20 protein-coding genes are annotated in these 14,619 nt (G+C 65.2%); 9 read left to right on the top strand and 11 right to left on the bottom strand.

Annotated features, from left to right (window positions below; genetic code table 11):
• The first annotated feature begins 104 nt into the window (after nt 1-104).
• The gene (locus NDO75_RS12625) at nt 105-305 is read left to right on the top strand and encodes a hypothetical protein (RefSeq protein ID WP_310906690.1); all 201 of its coding nucleotides are present in this window, start codon (nt 105-107) and stop codon (nt 303-305) included.
• A 24-nt stretch (nt 306-329) separates the two neighbouring features.
• On the opposite strand, the gene NDO75_RS12620 is transcribed toward NDO75_RS12625, so the two are convergent.
• On the bottom strand, nt 330-1,445 hold the full coding sequence (locus NDO75_RS12620) for a tRNA (guanine(26)-N(2))-dimethyltransferase (protein WP_310906688.1): 1,116 nt from the start codon (nt 1,443-1,445) through the stop codon (nt 330-332).
• A 123-nt stretch (nt 1,446-1,568) separates the two neighbouring features.
• Between NDO75_RS12620 and NDO75_RS12615 the strand changes: the two genes are divergently transcribed.
• Nucleotides 1,569-1,925, top strand: coding sequence for a hypothetical protein (locus NDO75_RS12615; protein WP_310906687.1), 357 nt, complete (start codon nt 1,569-1,571; stop codon nt 1,923-1,925).
• A gap of 148 nt (nt 1,926-2,073) precedes the next feature.
• Here NDO75_RS12615 and NDO75_RS12610 read toward each other — a convergent pair whose 3' ends face one another.
• The 3 genes from NDO75_RS12610 to NDO75_RS12600 all read right to left on the bottom strand — a co-directional run bounded on the left by NDO75_RS12610 (nt 2,074) and on the right by NDO75_RS12600 (nt 5,318).
• Nucleotides 2,074-3,273, bottom strand: a complete 1,200-nt coding sequence (locus tag NDO75_RS12610; RefSeq protein ID WP_310906686.1) for an orc1/cdc6 family replication initiation protein — start codon at nt 3,271-3,273, stop codon at nt 2,074-2,076.
• A 1,197-nt stretch (nt 3,274-4,470) separates the two neighbouring features.
• Nucleotides 4,471-5,127 (bottom strand): imidazole glycerol phosphate synthase subunit HisH, encoded by a 657-nt coding sequence (gene hisH / locus NDO75_RS12605; RefSeq protein WP_310906685.1) that lies wholly within the window; start codon nt 5,125-5,127, stop codon nt 4,471-4,473.
• A 53-nt stretch (nt 5,128-5,180) separates the two neighbouring features.
• Entirely contained in the window at nt 5,181-5,318 is a 138-nt protein-coding gene (locus NDO75_RS12600; protein ID WP_310906684.1) for a hypothetical protein, read from the bottom strand.
• A gap of 15 nt (nt 5,319-5,333) precedes the next feature.
• On the opposite strand from NDO75_RS12600, the gene NDO75_RS12595 reads away from it, so the two are divergent.
• Nucleotides 5,334-5,687: a hypothetical protein gene (locus tag NDO75_RS12595; protein ID WP_310906683.1), complete on the top strand. Its 354-nt coding sequence runs from the start codon at nt 5,334-5,336 to the stop codon at nt 5,685-5,687.
• Between the two features lie 58 nt (nt 5,688-5,745).
• Here the strand turns inward: NDO75_RS12595 and NDO75_RS12590 are convergent, their stop codons facing one another.
• The 3 genes from NDO75_RS12590 to NDO75_RS12580 all read right to left on the bottom strand — a co-directional run bounded on the left by NDO75_RS12590 (nt 5,746) and on the right by NDO75_RS12580 (nt 7,176).
• The gene (locus NDO75_RS12590; RefSeq protein WP_310906682.1) at nt 5,746-6,342 is read right to left on the bottom strand and encodes a uracil-DNA glycosylase; all 597 of its coding nucleotides are present in this window, start codon (nt 6,340-6,342) and stop codon (nt 5,746-5,748) included.
• A gap of 67 nt (nt 6,343-6,409) precedes the next feature.
• Nucleotides 6,410-6,997 carry a DUF99 family protein gene (locus NDO75_RS12585; RefSeq protein WP_310906680.1) on the bottom strand — a complete coding sequence of 196 codons (588 nt, stop codon included), beginning with the start codon at nt 6,995-6,997 and terminating at the stop codon, nt 6,410-6,412.
• Nucleotides 6,997-7,176: a DUF5786 family protein gene (locus NDO75_RS12580; RefSeq protein WP_310906679.1), complete on the bottom strand. Its 180-nt coding sequence runs from the start codon at nt 7,174-7,176 to the stop codon at nt 6,997-6,999. Before NDO75_RS12580 ends, NDO75_RS12585 begins: the two co-directional genes overlap by 1 nt.
• Before the next feature lie 223 nt (nt 7,177-7,399).
• Between NDO75_RS12580 and NDO75_RS12575 the strand changes: the two genes are divergently transcribed.
• From NDO75_RS12575 to NDO75_RS12565, 3 genes are all read left to right on the top strand, one after another.
• Nucleotides 7,400-8,011 (top strand): MBL fold metallo-hydrolase, encoded by a 612-nt coding sequence (locus NDO75_RS12575; RefSeq protein WP_310906678.1) that lies wholly within the window; start codon nt 7,400-7,402, stop codon nt 8,009-8,011.
• A gap of 162 nt (nt 8,012-8,173) precedes the next feature.
• A complete protein-coding gene (locus tag NDO75_RS12570) occupies nt 8,174-8,587 on the top strand; it encodes a hypothetical protein (RefSeq protein WP_310906677.1) in 414 nt (137 codons plus the stop codon).
• Between the two features lie 28 nt (nt 8,588-8,615).
• Nucleotides 8,616-9,662 (top strand): PAS domain-containing sensor histidine kinase, encoded by a 1,047-nt coding sequence (locus tag NDO75_RS12565; RefSeq protein ID WP_310906676.1) that lies wholly within the window; start codon nt 8,616-8,618, stop codon nt 9,660-9,662.
• Nucleotides 9,663-9,785: 123 nt separating this feature from the next.
• Here NDO75_RS12565 and NDO75_RS12560 read toward each other — a convergent pair whose 3' ends face one another.
• The 3 genes from NDO75_RS12560 to NDO75_RS12550 all read right to left on the bottom strand — a co-directional run bounded on the left by NDO75_RS12560 (nt 9,786) and on the right by NDO75_RS12550 (nt 12,391).
• Entirely contained in the window at nt 9,786-9,935 is a 150-nt protein-coding gene (locus NDO75_RS12560; RefSeq protein WP_310906675.1) for a 50S ribosomal protein L40e, read from the bottom strand.
• An 86-nt stretch (nt 9,936-10,021) separates the two neighbouring features.
• On the bottom strand, nt 10,022-10,525 hold the full coding sequence (locus tag NDO75_RS12555) for a DUF367 family protein (RefSeq protein WP_310906674.1): 504 nt from the start codon (nt 10,523-10,525) through the stop codon (nt 10,022-10,024).
• Between the two features lie 60 nt (nt 10,526-10,585).
• Nucleotides 10,586-12,391 (bottom strand): Rieske (2Fe-2S) protein, encoded by a 1,806-nt coding sequence (locus NDO75_RS12550; RefSeq protein WP_310906673.1) that lies wholly within the window; start codon nt 12,389-12,391, stop codon nt 10,586-10,588.
• Nucleotides 12,392-12,506: 115 nt separating this feature from the next.
• Between NDO75_RS12550 and NDO75_RS12545 the strand changes: the two genes are divergently transcribed.
• From NDO75_RS12545 to NDO75_RS12535, 3 genes are all read left to right on the top strand, one after another.
• Entirely contained in the window at nt 12,507-12,830 is a 324-nt protein-coding gene (locus tag NDO75_RS12545; RefSeq protein WP_310906672.1) for a nuclear transport factor 2 family protein, read from the top strand.
• A gap of 82 nt (nt 12,831-12,912) precedes the next feature.
• Nucleotides 12,913-13,104, top strand: coding sequence for a hypothetical protein (locus NDO75_RS12540; protein WP_310906670.1), 192 nt, complete (start codon nt 12,913-12,915; stop codon nt 13,102-13,104).
• 79 nt (nt 13,105-13,183) lie between these two features.
• The gene (locus tag NDO75_RS12535) at nt 13,184-13,354 is read left to right on the top strand and encodes a hypothetical protein (protein ID WP_310906669.1); all 171 of its coding nucleotides are present in this window, start codon (nt 13,184-13,186) and stop codon (nt 13,352-13,354) included.
• Between the two features lie 34 nt (nt 13,355-13,388).
• Here the strand turns inward: NDO75_RS12535 and NDO75_RS12530 are convergent, their stop codons facing one another.
• Nucleotides 13,389-14,531, bottom strand: a complete 1,143-nt coding sequence (locus NDO75_RS12530) for a rhodanese-like domain-containing protein (RefSeq protein WP_310906668.1) — start codon at nt 14,529-14,531, stop codon at nt 13,389-13,391.
• Nucleotides 14,532-14,619 lie beyond the last annotated feature (88 nt).

Genomic DNA, 14,619 nt, shown 5'->3' with positions numbered 1-14,619 from the left:
GTGTTCGCGGTCGACGGGTCCGTCGATCGGGGTGGCGACTCGAGATCGGTCGGTGGTCACGTCGAACCCGCCTCGTTTTTCTATCAGCGCGTCAACCGGACCGTATGGAGCAGCGACGCTGTCCCGACTGCGGCGTGACGATGGAACAGGCCTCCGTCCGCGATGGCGAGGGAATGAAACCGTCGATCGCGACTGGCAAGCGCGACGGGCTCCTGGGGAAGATCGGCGTGCGAAACACGACGAAGCTACAGGGGGTTTGCTGTCCGGAGTGCGGACTCGTCCGGCTGTACGCCGACCTCGAGTAGCGCCCGACCGACGGGGCAGCGGGGTCAGTCGAGGTTCTCCTCGGTCGCCGCACGGATCTCCTCGACGCTCGCGTCCGTCTTGAACGTCGTCCCGCCGTAGTGGGCTCGAGACGCCGCATGGCCCGCCTCGCGCAGGTCGGCGAGGAACTCGTCCATCGCGTTCGCGGGCAGCCCCCAGTTCCGACAGAGTTTGTGCTGATCGTAGTGGGTCGGCGTGTCGAGTTCGGCCGCGAGCGTGTCACAGAGGTCGCGGGCCTCGGGCGCAGTATCAAACGTGTACGGGATTTCGTCGCGGACCGCCCCGATGAACGACGGGTCCTGCACGGGGCCGAGCCAGACCGGGCCGGCCGCAAGGACGCGGTTTCCGTCACAGTGGGGACAGCGCTCGAGCGGGTCGGCGATCAGCCCCGGATCGGCCTCGCGGTAGAGGCAGTCTTCACAGTGATAGAGGTGGCCTAACGCGTCGATCGCGGCGTCGGCCGACGTGGCCTTGTGGGTCAGCTCGAGATAGGTCCGCACGTAATGGCTGGTCGCGTGGGTAAGCAGCGGTTCGATGCCGACGTCGAACCGGGCCGCGCTGCGGGCCAGCGCCGAAACGAGGGTCCGCACGCCCATCTCGGCGTGGTAGTCCGTGTTCCGCGGGACGGCGGAGTACGAGCGCACGCCGCTGTTGAAGTGCGCGCCGCACATCGGCGCGGTGTCGGTCGCGGTGACACAGACCAGGTCCCGGCAGTTCGCGAACGCGGCGTCGGCGAACGGCATCGGCGTCCCGTAGGGATCGAGGTCGATCACGTCGAACGGCTCCTCATGCATGAGGGCGTTGACGTTGCGGTGTTCGACCCGCCCCTCGCAGTCGTTTCGCTCGAGGTTGTCCCGGGCGAGGGCAACCGCTTCCTCGTCGACGTCACAGCAGGTCACGTCCCAGCCGTCGGCGGCCGCTCGAACCCCGCGGACGCCGCTTGCGGTCATCGCGTCCAGATACGACTCGGCGCGGTCCTCGCGCTCGCGGTAGGCCCGCAGCGTCGCGATCGTCAGATCCCGGTTCAGTTCCTGTCGCGGGTTGTAGAAGACCGCCTCCTCGACTCCCTCGGTCTGCTCGCCGGGGACCTCGAGTTCGACCCCGCCCTCGGTGACGCGCATACGTGTTCTGGACGCCCCCGGTCGAAAAACGTCGTGATCTCGGCCGGGCTCGACGCTCGCGTCGGCGGCGACGTTCCGCGCGACAACCAAACCGATTTTACAGTTCGGTACACAGTTCCGATCGTGTCGGAGGCCAACCCAGTCGAGCGATGGCAGGCCGCCCTCGAGGAAGCCGGCGAACTCACGCCCGAGATCGTCGGCGACATCTCGCGGATCCACGGCGACCGCGGGGTCCGCGCCATCGAGGCGGTCGGCGAAAACCGGGTGAAGGCCTACCGCGATTTCACGATCGTCGTCGGCTACGACGACGAGTACATCGTCGAGGACGGCGGCTGTACCTGCAAGGACAGCGAGTACAATCTCGATGCCGACGATCCGACCGAGCGCTGCTGGCACTCGCTGGCCGTCGCGATCGCCCGCCGGGTCGGCCACGTCGACTATCACGACATGTGGTATTCGGACGTCCGAGAACTGATCTGAGATCGGTGCGCGGTTCGATTTCCGCTCGCCGGGGTCGAGCTCATCGAACGATCAATCAGCGCTCGGCTCGCCATCGTGCGATCGCGCGCCGAACTGCGCTGAACGGGTGCGAGACGGGAGCGCAGAACCGGATTGACTGAGGACGCCGCTAGTCGGACTCGTTACAGGCCGCGATGATGACCTCGGGATCGTCGATCAGCCGATTCTCCATATAGTTGCCTTTTCCCTTGCCGGCCCACTTCCGCTCCTGGTCGATGATGGAGAGGAACTCGAGTTCCGAGAGGATGTCCCGAACGCGGCGCAGCTTCAGGTGCTCCGAACCGTCCCGTTCGCAGAGGCGCTTGTAGAGATCGTAGGCCTCGTTGGTCGTCACCGGTGCGGTGTCGCTTCCCTTCTGCTGGGTCAACAGCGCCATCGCCTCGAGGACGAGTTTTGCGTGACTGGGGCTTTTGGAGATCAGTTCGGCCAGCCGACTGGTCTCCTCGCGCTCGTGGGCCTGATCGACGCAGCCCTCGGTGACCATCTCGAGACCGTTCTCTTCGGCGATCTCGCCGGCGAACCGCAAGATGTCGATCGCCTTGCGCGCGTCGCCGTGTTCGCGGGCGGCCAGCGCCGCGACCCGAGGAACGACGCCGTCCTCGAGGACGCCCTCGTGGAACGCGTCCGACCGCGAGCGCAGTATTTCTCGGATCTGGGTCGCGTCGTAAGGCGAGAAGACGTACTCCCGTTCGCAGAGGCTGGACTTGATTCGCTCGTCTAACGAGTCCTTGTAGCGGACCTTGTTCGAGATGCCGATGACGCCGACCGTGCTCGACGTGAGTTTCCCGGACTCGACGGCCCTCGAGAGCTGCATCAGGATGTCGTCGTCCTCGATCTTGTCGACTTCGTCGAGGATGATCAGCGCGACGTCGTAGCGGGTGTCGACGATGTGCCAGAGCCGCCGATAGTACTCGGCCGTGCTCAGCCCCGAGTGGGGGATCGAGACGTCCGTCGCCGCGGGATCGTTGAGCTGATGGCCCGCCGACTGTACTGCCTGCGTCTCCGTCGATTCCTGGAGACAGTCGACGTACGCCACGCCGATCGAAACGTCGTTGCCCTCGGCGCGTTCGATCGCTTGATTCGTGATGAACTTCGAGCACAGCGACTTCCCGGTCCCCGTCTTTCCATAGACGAGGACGTTGTTCGGCGTGTTTCCTCGCGTAGCGGGCTTGATCGCGTTCGCGAGGTTCGTCAGTTCGTCCTCGCGGCCGATGATCCGGTCACCGTCCGGGAGATGCGAGACCTGCAAGAGTTCCTTGTTCCGGAAGATTTCGTTCTCGCTTCCGAAGTAATCCATCGAGCCAGACATTCAGTCGTCGGTGACGACGCGCCGCGATGGCTTAAACGTTCGGAACCGGAGTGCCGCTGTATACACGAAGTTCCGACGCGAGAGTCGCTGATTTGACTAAATCTCACCCCTGAGTGCCGCTGTATAGCGGAAGACACACCCCGCGGTGCCGCTGTATAGGCTGCTGAAGGCCACGCCGGGATCGGCGTATCCCCGAGCGGACGGGCCCCAGAGTGCCGCTGTATAGCGGAAGACACACCCCGCGGTGCCGCTGTATAGCCGGAGCCCCGGCGTGCCGCTGTATAGTGGCGCTCGTCGCGGTGCGCAGTGAAGGTGTTCAGATATCGCTGTGTGGCAGGTAGCCCCGCGCGACGGTCGGAACACCAGTTGAGCGGCGGTGGAGCAGACCAGATAGTCGATTGGCGGCGCCCCAGATGGTCCTTCTCGACGGACGCGGAGCCAGACCCCTGATCGGGACGGACACCATAGTTCCGCTGTATGGGACGAAAAGAGTTCGGATGAAGAGAGAGTCGGCCGGTATCTGACTCCTCGGTGCCGCTGTATGGGCGAGACACACCCCGCGGTGCCGCTGTATCGGTGTGGCGGTGTGGGTCGACTCGATGCGGGGGATCAGGTCGGGACCGGACGGCGGATTTCCAGAACGCGACGGGCACGCGACGAACGTCGTCACCGGGTGAGAACGACGAGTATGGACCGAGAGAGAACGCTGAGTCGAAGCGGGAACTCAGGGGGAGAGAACCTCGAGGCCGGGTGAGAACGGCGGTCAGTTCGACTCGGTGAGAACGGCGGTCGGTTCGACTCGAGTTGCGCTGCCGCGTCCAATCCGGTCGAACGCTTCTTCGTCCAATTCAGCTAATGGACGTTGAAGCAGCAATAGTATTTATCAGTGGTGATTGCTTCCGGGCTCGGTATCGCGCTCACCGACCGTTCGGCAGTTGCTCTCAACCCGCTTCCCTCGATTCCCATCGATACAAACCCTCTCTCGACCCCATACAGCGGCACCGCGGGGTGTGTCCCTTCGAGATCGAACCCTCCATCTGCTCGAGACGCTGTCCGAGTGCCAAATCAGCGTCGCGTCTGAGTGCCCGATCAGCGTCGCTGGAACTCAACCAGCCGAAACCGAGCCGTCGAGTCGGGGCACCACCACGGATCGAGAGTGGACGTCGTACCCTACCGTTCGCGTCGGTCCGACTACGCTTAAGCGCAGATCTCGACGAAGTTCCGCAGAATCTGCAGTCCCGTCTCGCCGCTCTTCTCGGGGTGGAACTGCGTCCCGAAGACGTTGCCCGCCTCGTTGGCGACGATCGAGGGGAACTCGCGTTCGTAGTCGGTCGTCGCGACCGTCGCGCGCTCGTCGTCGGGGACCGCGTAGTAGGAGTGGACGAAGTAGGCGTAGTTCCCGTCGATGCCTTCGACCAGCGGGTGGTCACGCTGGACGTCGAGTTCGTTCCAGCCCATGTGGGGCACCTTCTGGCCCTCCGCAAATCGGACGTTGGTACCCGGAACGAGATCCAGTCCCTCGACGGCGGCGTCGCCGTCGGTTTCGCCCTCCTCGCTCGAGGTCAGCAGCATCTGCATCCCGAGACAGATGCCAAAGAGGGGCTGGCCGCGGTCGGCGACCGCGAGGAGATCCTCGCGGAGCGGATCGGCGTTTTCGATGCCCTCCCGGAACGCGCCGACGCCCGGTAGCACTACGCCGTCGGCGGCGTCGAACGCCGCGGGATCGTCGGTGATCTCGACGTCGGCACCCGCACGCTCCAGGCCGCGGGTGACGCTGCGGAGGTTCCCCAGCCCGTAGTCGACGACGACCACCGAGGCGAGGGACTGCTCCTGTGTTGCGGAGACACTGCTCATACCGGTACTCGGTCGAGCGCGTTCAAGTGCGTTGCCCTTCGCGCAATCGCGTGCTACTCGAGCGTCGATCGCTCGACCGACGCGTCCGCTGGGCTCCGCCCGCTGTCGCTACCGTCGTCGCCGACGCGCCGTCGCCGCTGGTACACGTAGTACGCGATCGCGGGGACCGAAAGGAGATACGGCGCTGCCAATACTGCGCCAGTGAGATGGACGATCGCGACGCCGGCCGCGAGCCACGGATTCGGGTTCCACCCGGGGTGATCGCGGAGCGCCCGTGCGTCACTAGCGCGACCGCGACGACGATAGCGAAGAGGTACGACAACCATCCAGTGAGAACGGTTACCACGAAGGTGGCGACCGTGACGACGCCCGATTCGTTCGCGGCAGCGAGCGTGAAGAGGCTGATCGCGGCGTACGTCACGAGATACAGTAGCGGTGCAACCGGAAACAGGTACACACCGTATCGCCACGATGGGTTTGAGGGCGAAGCAGTTGCGGAGGTCGAGGACCGAGACATGCGTAACCCGTTATTGATAGCACGCACAGATATAATTTCTTAGCTTTATCCGTCGCTCGAAAGTCCTTGATAGCGCTCGCGGGAGTAAGGAGAGGCGGCGTTCAGAAGCCGTCGAGTCGCGTCTGTCCGCCCTCGCTATCGTCGAGTCCCGAAAGCTCTGCCGCGCGCTCGAGTGCAGCCTCGAACGTCTCCCGCTGACTGCGATCGTACAGCGTCGCCGCCGGGTGAACGCAGAGCAGGACGCGACGCGGCGCGTCCTCGATGCGGACCTCCTCGAGATCGCCGGCCTCCTTGGTGACCGCGACCGAGCGCCCCAGGAGGTGTTCGCTCGGGACCTTTCCCAGCGTGACGATCACCTCGGGGTCGAGTCGGTCGATCTCGCGCTCGAGGTAGCCCCGGCAGTTCCCGAGCTCCTCTTTCGTGGGGTCGCGGTTCTCGGGCGGCCGACAGCGCACGCAGTTGGTGATGCGAACGTCCTCGCGCGCGAGGCCGACGTCCCGGAGTCCGTCGTCCAGCACGGAGCCGCTACGCCCGACGAACGGCTCGCCCTGCTCGTCCTCGTTGGCTCCGGGTCCCTCGCCAACGAACAGCAGGTCGGCGTCCTCGGGGCCGGTGCCGTTGACGATCCGACTGCGGGAGTCGACCAGCGCCGGACAGCGGGTACACTCGGTGACGCAGAGATCCTCCATCTCACCCATACCGGTGGCTCAGGCGGCCGCTACCTACCTCTTTCGGCTCGCCACTGCCGGCTTCGCCGGGCGACGCTCACCTCCCCCAGTCGTCCGGCCGGAGGTAGGAATCGGCCGCTCGAGCCGCCAGCTTCGCCACCCGGATCGGCTCCGGACGACCGCCGGCCGGCGTGAACGCCCGGACGATATCGTCGGCGTCGGCGGGCTCGAGACCGAGGCACCTGACGTAGACCGTCTCGCCGTTGACCGTCAGTTCGCGGCGGTCCGGGAGCGACCGATAGGTCTCGAGTCGCTGCTCGAGTTCGGTGCCCGAAAAAGCGTCTCGGAGGCCGCCCTCGAGACCGTCGCTCGCCTCGAACGTAACGGCGAGTACCGGTCGGTCGGCGGCCTGGTGAACGCGCGAAAGATCGAGAAGGTTGTACCACGCGGGGGCGACAGCGCCGAGCAGGACGTACCGGACGTCCGGCCGGCCGAGGTCCTCGAGCAGGCCGACGACGGCGTCGGTCGCGTCGGTGCCGCCGACGGTGCAGTCGGCGTACGCGAGTCCGTCACAGACGCGGTCGGCGCGGACGACGGCACCGGCCAGCGTGCTGCGATTTCGGCCGTCGTCACGGTCGCTGCGGTACGATTCGGCGATGCCCAGCGCCCGCACCCCGGCTTTCATCAGGCCTCGTCTTCGCCTTTGATCTCTTTGAGCCGATCGAGTAACTCGTCGCTGGACGCACCGTTTTCGAACTCGATGGTTCCTTCGTGGCTGTTCTCTCCCGATTTGACTGCGTCGTCGTCGTCAAAATCAGCGTCGACTTCCTGCTGTTCGGATTCGTCGTAGCTCCCGAATCCCATACAGTGTCGTCTACGGGATACCGATTGAAAAATTCCATGGTCACCAGTTTATTAGGGTTATTCAACTCGTTCACAGCTATGGGAGCGCCCTCGTCTCGGGTGATACATCCGATCCGTATAAGAAATCCATCATACCGTACAGGGATCGAACGACTGTAAACAGTCCTGGCTCCGACGGAAATCGATGCCACCGTTTTTGCCGTCGGCCCACAAGTGTCGGGGTATGGAAGTCCACCACGTCACCGAGAACGCGGAGACGTTCACCTGTAACGCCTACCTCGCTGTCGGCGACCGGACCGCGCTGGTCGACGCCGGCGCGATGGACGGCGTCGTCGACGAAATTCGTTCCCACACCGACGACCTCGAGGCGATCGTCCTGACCCACCAGCACGGCGATCACGTTGCCCAGCTCGAGGCGGTCGTCGAGGCGTTCGACCCGGACGTGTACGCCTACGCCGACCACCCGGCGCGCACCCACGAGATCGACGACGGCGATACCGTCGAGATCGGCGACGAGACGTTCGACGTGGTCTTCACGCCGGGCCACGCCGACGACCACGTCTCGCTGGTCTCCGAGTCGTCGCTGTTCTCCGGCGACGTGGTCGTCCACGACGACGGCGCCTTCGACTACGGCAGCTTCGGACGCACTGACATGGCCGGCCAGTCCCGCGAGCGGCTCATCGAGAGCATTCGGAACCTGCTCGAGCGCATGCCCGAGGGTGTCGAACACATGTACGCCGGCCACGGCGGCGTCTTCCACGGCGACGTTCGCGACGTGGTGGAGACGTCGCTCGAGCGAGCCGAGAAGCGGGAACCGAAGTATCCCGACGAGTAGGAACTCCGTCCAGGGGTTCCGACCGAAACTGTCTCCAGCGGTGATAGCTACTGCAGGGGAATAAATCCGTTCTCGAGACGGTCAGTATTTGCGTTCCGTTCTCCGAATAATACTTGTCAATCAGCCATAAAGAATAACTCGCAGGAACGACTGTTCAGACGTATGAACGGCGAGGGGGCGACTGTCGGTTCAGGGAGAACAGTCGGTGAATCCAGAACGGCCGTGCGGACGGATGGCGGGGGAGGCGGGTTGGACAGGCTGTTGGATCTCGTCTCGAGTCACCGACGGCGGTACGCGCTCTACTATCTCCGGAAAAACGAGGCCGCCACTGTCGACGAACTGGCGGAGCAACTCGCCACGAACCGGGAGACCGTCTCGGAGTCACCGAGTACCGAACAACTGAACCGAGCGAGGGGAGCGCTGATTCACACTGTACTGCCTCGATTGCAGGCAGCGGGCTGTATCGAGTACGATCGCCGAAGCGGGACGATTCGGTACAGACAGCCGACACAGTCCCTGACGACCGTACTCGACGTATGCTCGGAGCTCGAGTCGGCCCCGATGGAGTCCGAATGAGCGCCGATGGACCGAGGAACGGAAATCAATGACACACGGTAATTCAGCACCGACCAGCACTGTCGAACTCTACGAAACGAAGACTGCCCTCGCGGCGCTATTGGAACACCTCCCGGTCGGCGTTCTCGTCGAGGATTCGGACCGCACGATCGTCGCGGCGAACCCGGCGCTGTGCGAGATTCTGGGCGTGGGGGTGGAGCCAGCGGACCTGATCGGTCGAAACTGCGACCGAATGGCCGAGGAACTGAAATCCCACTTCGCCGATGCCGACAGGGCGGTCGCTCGCATCGAGACGGTGCTCGCCCAGCGGGATCCCGTGCGCGACGAGGAGGTACGGCTCGCGGACGGCCGTACGCTCGAGCGGACGTACGTGCCGTACACGCTCCCGGACGGTGAGGCAAACCTGTGGCTCTATCGGGACGTCACCGAACGGAACGCCCGACGGCAGGAACTCGAGCGGAAGAACGAACTCCTCGAGGAGTTCGTCGGCGCGGTGTCCCACGACCTGCGCAATCCGTTGAACGTCGCGACCGCCAACCTCGAGTCGGCCGCCGCCAATTCCGACAGCGAGTACGTCGACGCGGCCATGGACGCGCTGGATCGGACGGAGCTGTTGCTCGAGGACCTGCTCGTACTCGCCCGCGAAGGGGCGGTGATCGGCGAGACGGAACCGGTCGATCTTGCGGAGACCGTCCGGGACTGCTGGACTAACGTCGCCACGGCGGACGCGACGCTCGAAGTCGATACCGATCGCGTCGTCGAGGCGGATCGGAGCCGCCTCGCACAGGTGCTCGAGAACCTCTTTCGGAACGCGGTCGAGCACGGTGGTCGGGACGTTCGAATTACCGTCGGTGCGGTCGCGAACGGGTTTTACGTCGCTGACGACGGCCGCGGCGTTGCCGCGAACGAGTCCGACCTCTTCGACGAGGAGTACTCGACGAGCGCGGACGGAATCGGACTCGGGCTGCGGATAGTCGAAAAAATCGTCGACGCGCACGGCTGGGAGATCGGAGTCGAGGAGAGCCGCTCCGGTGGGGCGCGATTCGTGATCACCGGCGTCGAGTTCGTGGACTGACGCCGTCCGTCACGACTCGTATCCCTGTCGCGCGTATCGCGTCCGAGACAGATGACTCGAGGTGCGCGAACGGACAGGTGTTGCGACTACGGATGGAAAGACGATTGAGAACGGAGCGGTCGATTATGCGGCGCGGGGCTCTTTCGCCTTGGGGCGAAGCTTCTCGTAGCCGCACTTGCGACAGCGGTTCGCCCGCTTGGAGTTGCGAGCGTTACAGCGCATGCAGATCATCTTCTCGAGCGTCCGTTTCTCGGCGGCGTCGAAACTGGCCATACCCACCCTTTAGCCGTGGTGCATTTAACCGCTATGGTTGCCGTACCGACCGGCGCGGGCGATTCCCGATTCGACCGCTCGAGCCGTCACTCCTCGTCGGCCAGATAGTCCTCTTGAACCGCAACTACGTCGCTCGAGTCCGCGCACTCGCTGTACCGGCGCAACGGCTCCTCGTTGAGCGTCAGGAAGGTCTCGCCCCAGCGGAACGGTTCGAGCAGGTCCGCGGCCAGTTCCCAGTCGTCGAAGATGCAGGCCGCGCCGGCCAGCGCCTCGACGGTGGTCAGCCGGAACGGCCGACCGTAGTTGACCGGGTTCGCGGCGACGAGGAAGGGGAGCGCCCGATGAACGCCGTTCATCTCGAACGACGCGGCCTCGGCGGACTCCCACGAGCAGTCGAGGGCGACCAGCGTCCCCAGCCCCTCCTCCGCGTCAGCGGGCGAGAGCGCCCGCTCGGCGTGGGGGTTGAGCACGACCCCGTACGGCACCTGCCCCATCGAGCGGTAGAGGGTCGCCTTGTCGAACTTCTCGAGGCGACGCGCGGTGCACTTCTCGGGGTCGTCGTCGCCCTCGTAGTAGACGTGGCACTCCACGCGAGACGATAGGTGAAGCCGAGAGAAAAGGAATGTGGAACGCGAGCGGACCGACTGCGGCTAGTCGTCGTGGATCGTCTCGCCGCGGTTGAGTCGCGCGGCGGTTGTGAACGTCTGTTCCGCCTGCCGACGGGTTGGGAAGTGGGCGGCCAGATAGCGTGCGGTCGCGATCATCGGGACGTACCGTCGTCGTTCGAGATCGGCGGCGGAGTTTCCCTCGCCTTCGGCCGCTCGCATCTTCGCTAGATCGAACTGTCGGAACGCCGCCTCGAGGTTCTGGAGTGCGTGGAAGCCTGCGTCCTCGCGCAGCAACCCGTGGCCGAGGGTGCGCTTCAGTTCGACGGGGTCGCCGTCGCAGTCGAAGAACTCGGCAACGAGCCGTCCCGCTTCGTTCACCTCGCCGTCGGTGTCGAAGGTCTCGAGGAGGTCCGCAAGGATCGGATCGGCGTTCCGCCCGGTGTCGTTCGCGCCGGGGTCGGGGATCGGCGTCGGCGGCGTATTGAGAAACCGATCGAGATAGACGTTGAGGGCGCCGTCGAAGACGCCGCGGTAGGGTTCGATCGCGTCCGTCCGTCGAGCGCTCCCGTGGACCGCGTTCGCGTATGTGAACGTATGGTGGACGGTGTTCCAGTCGGCGAACTCGTTCGCGGTCCCGAACTGGGCCACGCGGACCGCGGCAGCGTGGGCGACTTCCGCCGCGAGGGCCTCGGTCGTCGCCCCCTCCCGGACGGCGGTCGCGAGGGTGTCCACGATCGCTTCGGGATCGTCCGATCGTAACGTCTCCTGAAACGTCGACGGCGGCGACCAGACCTTCTCCGCTCCCTCGTTCGCGAGTCTCTCGAGACCGCTGGTTGCTGTCACGTCACCACCGTAGACGTCCTCGAGCAACCCGACGAGGTCGACCGGCTGTCGCCATGCGGACTGCTCGTCGCTTCGGTCGGCGCTCGTGAGAGGATCGACCAGACTCGCTAACGCCTCGCCGGCCGCGTCCCAGCCGACGTGCTCGAGGCTTTCGAAGGCCGTGTTGGCGAAATCGAGGACGTGGCCGCTCGAGAGGTACGGGTGGTCGGTCGCGGCGGCGACGAGGAGTTCGGCGACCTCTGCCTCGGTGTGTCCCGTCGCGACGGCCGTCCGGAGGCAGCGTTCGGCACCGTCGGCATCGCGGACCTCGACGCAGTTCCGGAACCAGGACTTCAACCGGTCGAACGGGACTTCGTCGGTCGAAAACGACGGTTGATCGAAGTTCGGCGGCTGGTCGGCACAATCGTCCGCGACGTGGCGAACGCCGGTGTACAGCGCTCGCTTTCGGTCCACGGGAGCGAGGTCGTCGATCAGATTCGCCATACATCCCAGAACGGTCAGTCCCGCTCCCCATCCCGACTCCCTATATCTGGTACCGAACGTGAGGGCCGTCGCCATCGGCTCGCGATAGTCGACCCCAGCGTCCGAGAGGCCGATCACCGATTTCGCGACGACGAGTCGGAGGTTCTCTTCGAGGCCGGTCTCGAGGCGGTCCGCCCAGCGTTCGGCAGGCGGTAACTCGTGGGACGGGTTCGGGTTCACGTACACGGTCCCGTCCCGGACGTCGGTCGGATACGTCTGGACGTCATCGGCCCAGGGATCGAACGTGTCGCCACAGGAGAGTTCGAACCGTGCGTGGTGCCAATGGCAGGTGAGGACGCCGTCGTCGACGCTCCCCTTCGATAGTGGAAACCCCATGTGCGGACAGCGGTTGTCGACCGCCCTCACATCGCCTTCGTGATGGAACAGCGCGATCGCCGTCCCGTCGATCGTCACCAGTTCGCCGTCTGCTTCCTCGAGATCCTCCAGCGAGACGGCTTCCCGGTAGTCGTCCGTCGCTACCATATGGTTGGTAGTGTCACCCACACGTGTAAGGGTTCGCCAGACTCAGCCCTCGATTCGGCGACGCGAACAGTCGGGAGAGTGGCACGCTTTTGACGCTCGCCGCGAAACGCCACGTATGGATTCGGCCGCGCTCGTCCGGCGATACTACGACGCGCTCGACGATCACGACTACGACGCGCTCGAGGCGGTCCTCGCGCCCACGTTCTCACAGCGCCGCCCCGATCGCACGTTCGAGGACCGCGACGCCTTCGTCGAGTTCATGCGCGAGAAGCGACCGAACCCGGACACCGACCACGAACTCGAGTCGGTCGTCGCCGCGGACGGACGAGTCGCGGTCCGGGGTCGCGTGACCGAGGACGGGACGACGCTCTTCGAGTTCGCGGACTTCTTCGAACTCGCGGACGGGCGGATCCACCGCCTCGAGACGTATTCGCGGTGAGGACGGCCGGTGGTATTCGGCCCGCGTCGAGACGCGACCGATCGACGCAAAGACTTTCAGGACGAGCGACCATTTCGACCGCATGGTCCACTGTCCCGACTGCGAGACGACCCTCTCGGCGGAATCCGATATCGATTTCGTCGAAATGGATTCGACGACCGGCTTCCTCGCGGCCTCGAAACGGTTCTACGTGGCCAACTGCGCGGCTTGCGGCGCGACGATCGGCAGCGGCGTCGCCGGGGCGAAAGCCGGCGGTGGCGGCGGTGCGGTTTAGCTCACCCCAGGCGCCACGCGAGCAGGGAGGAGTTGTTCACGAGGACAAGAATTATAGGACCGCTATCATTACGAACTGTATGGTCCACTGCCCCGAATGCGACGCGACCCTCTCCGAAAAGACCGACGTGGAATTCGTCGAGATGGACGCCACCACCGGTTTCTTCGCGGCCTCGAAACGGTTCTATCTCGTCGCCTGTAACAAGTGCGGCGCGGCGATCGGCAGCGGCGTCGCCGGCGCGAAGGCGTAAGGTGCCGCTCACGGCTCTCGCGCCGTCTGCCGGCTCAGGCAGAACAGTTGTTCGGCCCTAACTCGAGTTCCACCCGCTCCTCGGGTGGAATCTCGGCCGCGCCGCGGTTGTACTCGATGATCTCCTCGTAGTTCGACGGCTTCTCGCCGGCGTCGGCCATGCGGTCGACGAACGCGTCTTCCTCGAGGTCGAGCAGGTCGATCCCCGTCCGCGCGTCGCGGATCGTCGTCTGGATCGGCTCGTCGGGCGCGCCGTGCTCGAACTCGCCGTCCGCGGTGACCGTCACGTGTCCCGGGAGGACGGCGACGCTCTCGGGCTCGGCCAGGATCGTCCGATGGAGCGTCTCGTAGAGCAGCGTCGCCCCTCGCTCGCCCTCGTCCTCGCTGAATTCGAGTTCCGTCCGGCCCGTCGAGTCGACGTGCAGCGTGTCGGCGGTCAGCAGCGCCGCGTCGTCGACCAGCAGGTTGATCATCTCGCTGGTGTGGCCGGGTGCGAACACCGCCTTCAGCTCGCGCTCACCCACCGTCAGAACCTCGTTGCGCTCGAGTGGCGTGTACTCGCGTTCCACGTCGCGCTCGCTCGCCCGCTCGCCGAGGTAGTAGGGGACATCGAGGTCGTCGGCGAGCTGGCGACCGCCGGAAATGTGGTCGGCGTGCACGTGGGTATCGATCACGGCCGTGATCGAGAGGTCGGCCTCCTCGGCGGCGACCTCGTACTCGTCGGTGTCCGCAGTCGGGTCGACGACGGCGGCCTCACCCGTCTCGTCGCAGCCGACGACGTAGCCGAGACAGCCCTTCGCGCGCCGCTGGATCTGGACGACCGTCAGATCGTCGCCGACGTCGACCTCGGCGCGATCGTAGACGCCGCTCCACCCCTTCATCCCCCCGTCGACCGCTGCCACGTCGAACTCGTCGGTCGCCGACTCGAGGCGCGTCGCCAGATTGCTCGAGGAGATTCCCTTCGCGCAGACGGCGATCACGCGGTCGGCGTCGCCGACGGTCTCCTCGAGGTCCTCGAGTCGGCCGTCGAGTTCCTCCTCGGGACCGAACGGAAAATGGATCGCGCCCGCGATGTGCCAGGCCTCGTAGCTGTCGTCGGGGCGGGTATCGACGAGAACGTAGTCCGCGTCCTCGTCCTGCAGTTCGGCGAGTCGACTGGGCGAGATTGTGGTAACCATACACGTCTGTAGTGTCGCAAGCGTTGTAAACGCCGACGTGTCAATACCAAGGCCGACGGCCGAAGCGGACGATGAGTGTCGGAGAGCC

Origin of the sequence: Natrinema sp. 1APR25-10V2 (genome assembly GCF_031626495.1) — an archaeon.
GTDB lineage: Archaea > Halobacteriota > Halobacteria > Halobacteriales > Natrialbaceae > Natrinema.
The sequence above is the reverse complement of the archived record's forward strand: the minus strand, read 5'-3'. Positions and strand labels throughout refer to the sequence as shown.

What these genes read in the sequence shown, in the direction of transcription:
- NDO75_RS12560 (WP_310906675.1), bottom strand. Translation starts at nt 9,935, where the DNA reads ATGGCCAGTTTCGACGCCGCCGAGAAACGGACGCTCGAGAAGATGATC.
- NDO75_RS12580 (WP_310906679.1), bottom strand. Translation starts at nt 7,176, where the DNA reads ATGGGATTCGGGAGCTACGACGAATCCGAACAGCAGGAAGTCGACGCT.
- NDO75_RS12610 (WP_310906686.1), bottom strand. Translation starts at nt 3,273, where the DNA reads ATGTCTGGCTCGATGGATTACTTCGGAAGCGAGAACGAAATCTTCCGG.
- NDO75_RS12565 (WP_310906676.1), top strand. Translation starts at nt 8,616, where the DNA reads ATGACACACGGTAATTCAGCACCGACCAGCACTGTCGAACTCTACGAA.
- NDO75_RS12530 (WP_310906668.1), bottom strand. Translation starts at nt 14,531, where the DNA reads ATGGTTACCACAATCTCGCCCAGTCGACTCGCCGAACTGCAGGACGAG.
- NDO75_RS12585 (WP_310906680.1), bottom strand. Translation starts at nt 6,997, where the DNA reads ATGAAAGCCGGGGTGCGGGCGCTGGGCATCGCCGAATCGTACCGCAGC.
- NDO75_RS12545 (WP_310906672.1), top strand. Translation starts at nt 12,507, where the DNA reads ATGGATTCGGCCGCGCTCGTCCGGCGATACTACGACGCGCTCGACGAT.
- NDO75_RS12620 (WP_310906688.1), bottom strand. Translation starts at nt 1,445, where the DNA reads ATGCGCGTCACCGAGGGCGGGGTCGAACTCGAGGTCCCCGGCGAGCAG.
- NDO75_RS12575 (WP_310906678.1), top strand. Translation starts at nt 7,400, where the DNA reads ATGGAAGTCCACCACGTCACCGAGAACGCGGAGACGTTCACCTGTAAC.
- hisH (WP_310906685.1), bottom strand. Translation starts at nt 5,127, where the DNA reads ATGAGCAGTGTCTCCGCAACACAGGAGCAGTCCCTCGCCTCGGTGGTC.
- NDO75_RS12595 (WP_310906683.1), top strand. Translation starts at nt 5,334, where the DNA reads ATGGACGATCGCGACGCCGGCCGCGAGCCACGGATTCGGGTTCCACCC.
- NDO75_RS12625 (WP_310906690.1), top strand. Translation starts at nt 105, where the DNA reads ATGGAGCAGCGACGCTGTCCCGACTGCGGCGTGACGATGGAACAGGCC.
- NDO75_RS12590 (WP_310906682.1), bottom strand. Translation starts at nt 6,342, where the DNA reads ATGGGTGAGATGGAGGATCTCTGCGTCACCGAGTGTACCCGCTGTCCG.
- NDO75_RS12550 (WP_310906673.1), bottom strand. Translation starts at nt 12,391, where the DNA reads ATGGTAGCGACGGACGACTACCGGGAAGCCGTCTCGCTGGAGGATCTC.
- NDO75_RS12570 (WP_310906677.1), top strand. Translation starts at nt 8,174, where the DNA reads ATGAACGGCGAGGGGGCGACTGTCGGTTCAGGGAGAACAGTCGGTGAA.
- NDO75_RS12535 (WP_310906669.1), top strand. Translation starts at nt 13,184, where the DNA reads ATGGTCCACTGCCCCGAATGCGACGCGACCCTCTCCGAAAAGACCGAC.
- NDO75_RS12540 (WP_310906670.1), top strand. Translation starts at nt 12,913, where the DNA reads ATGGTCCACTGTCCCGACTGCGAGACGACCCTCTCGGCGGAATCCGAT.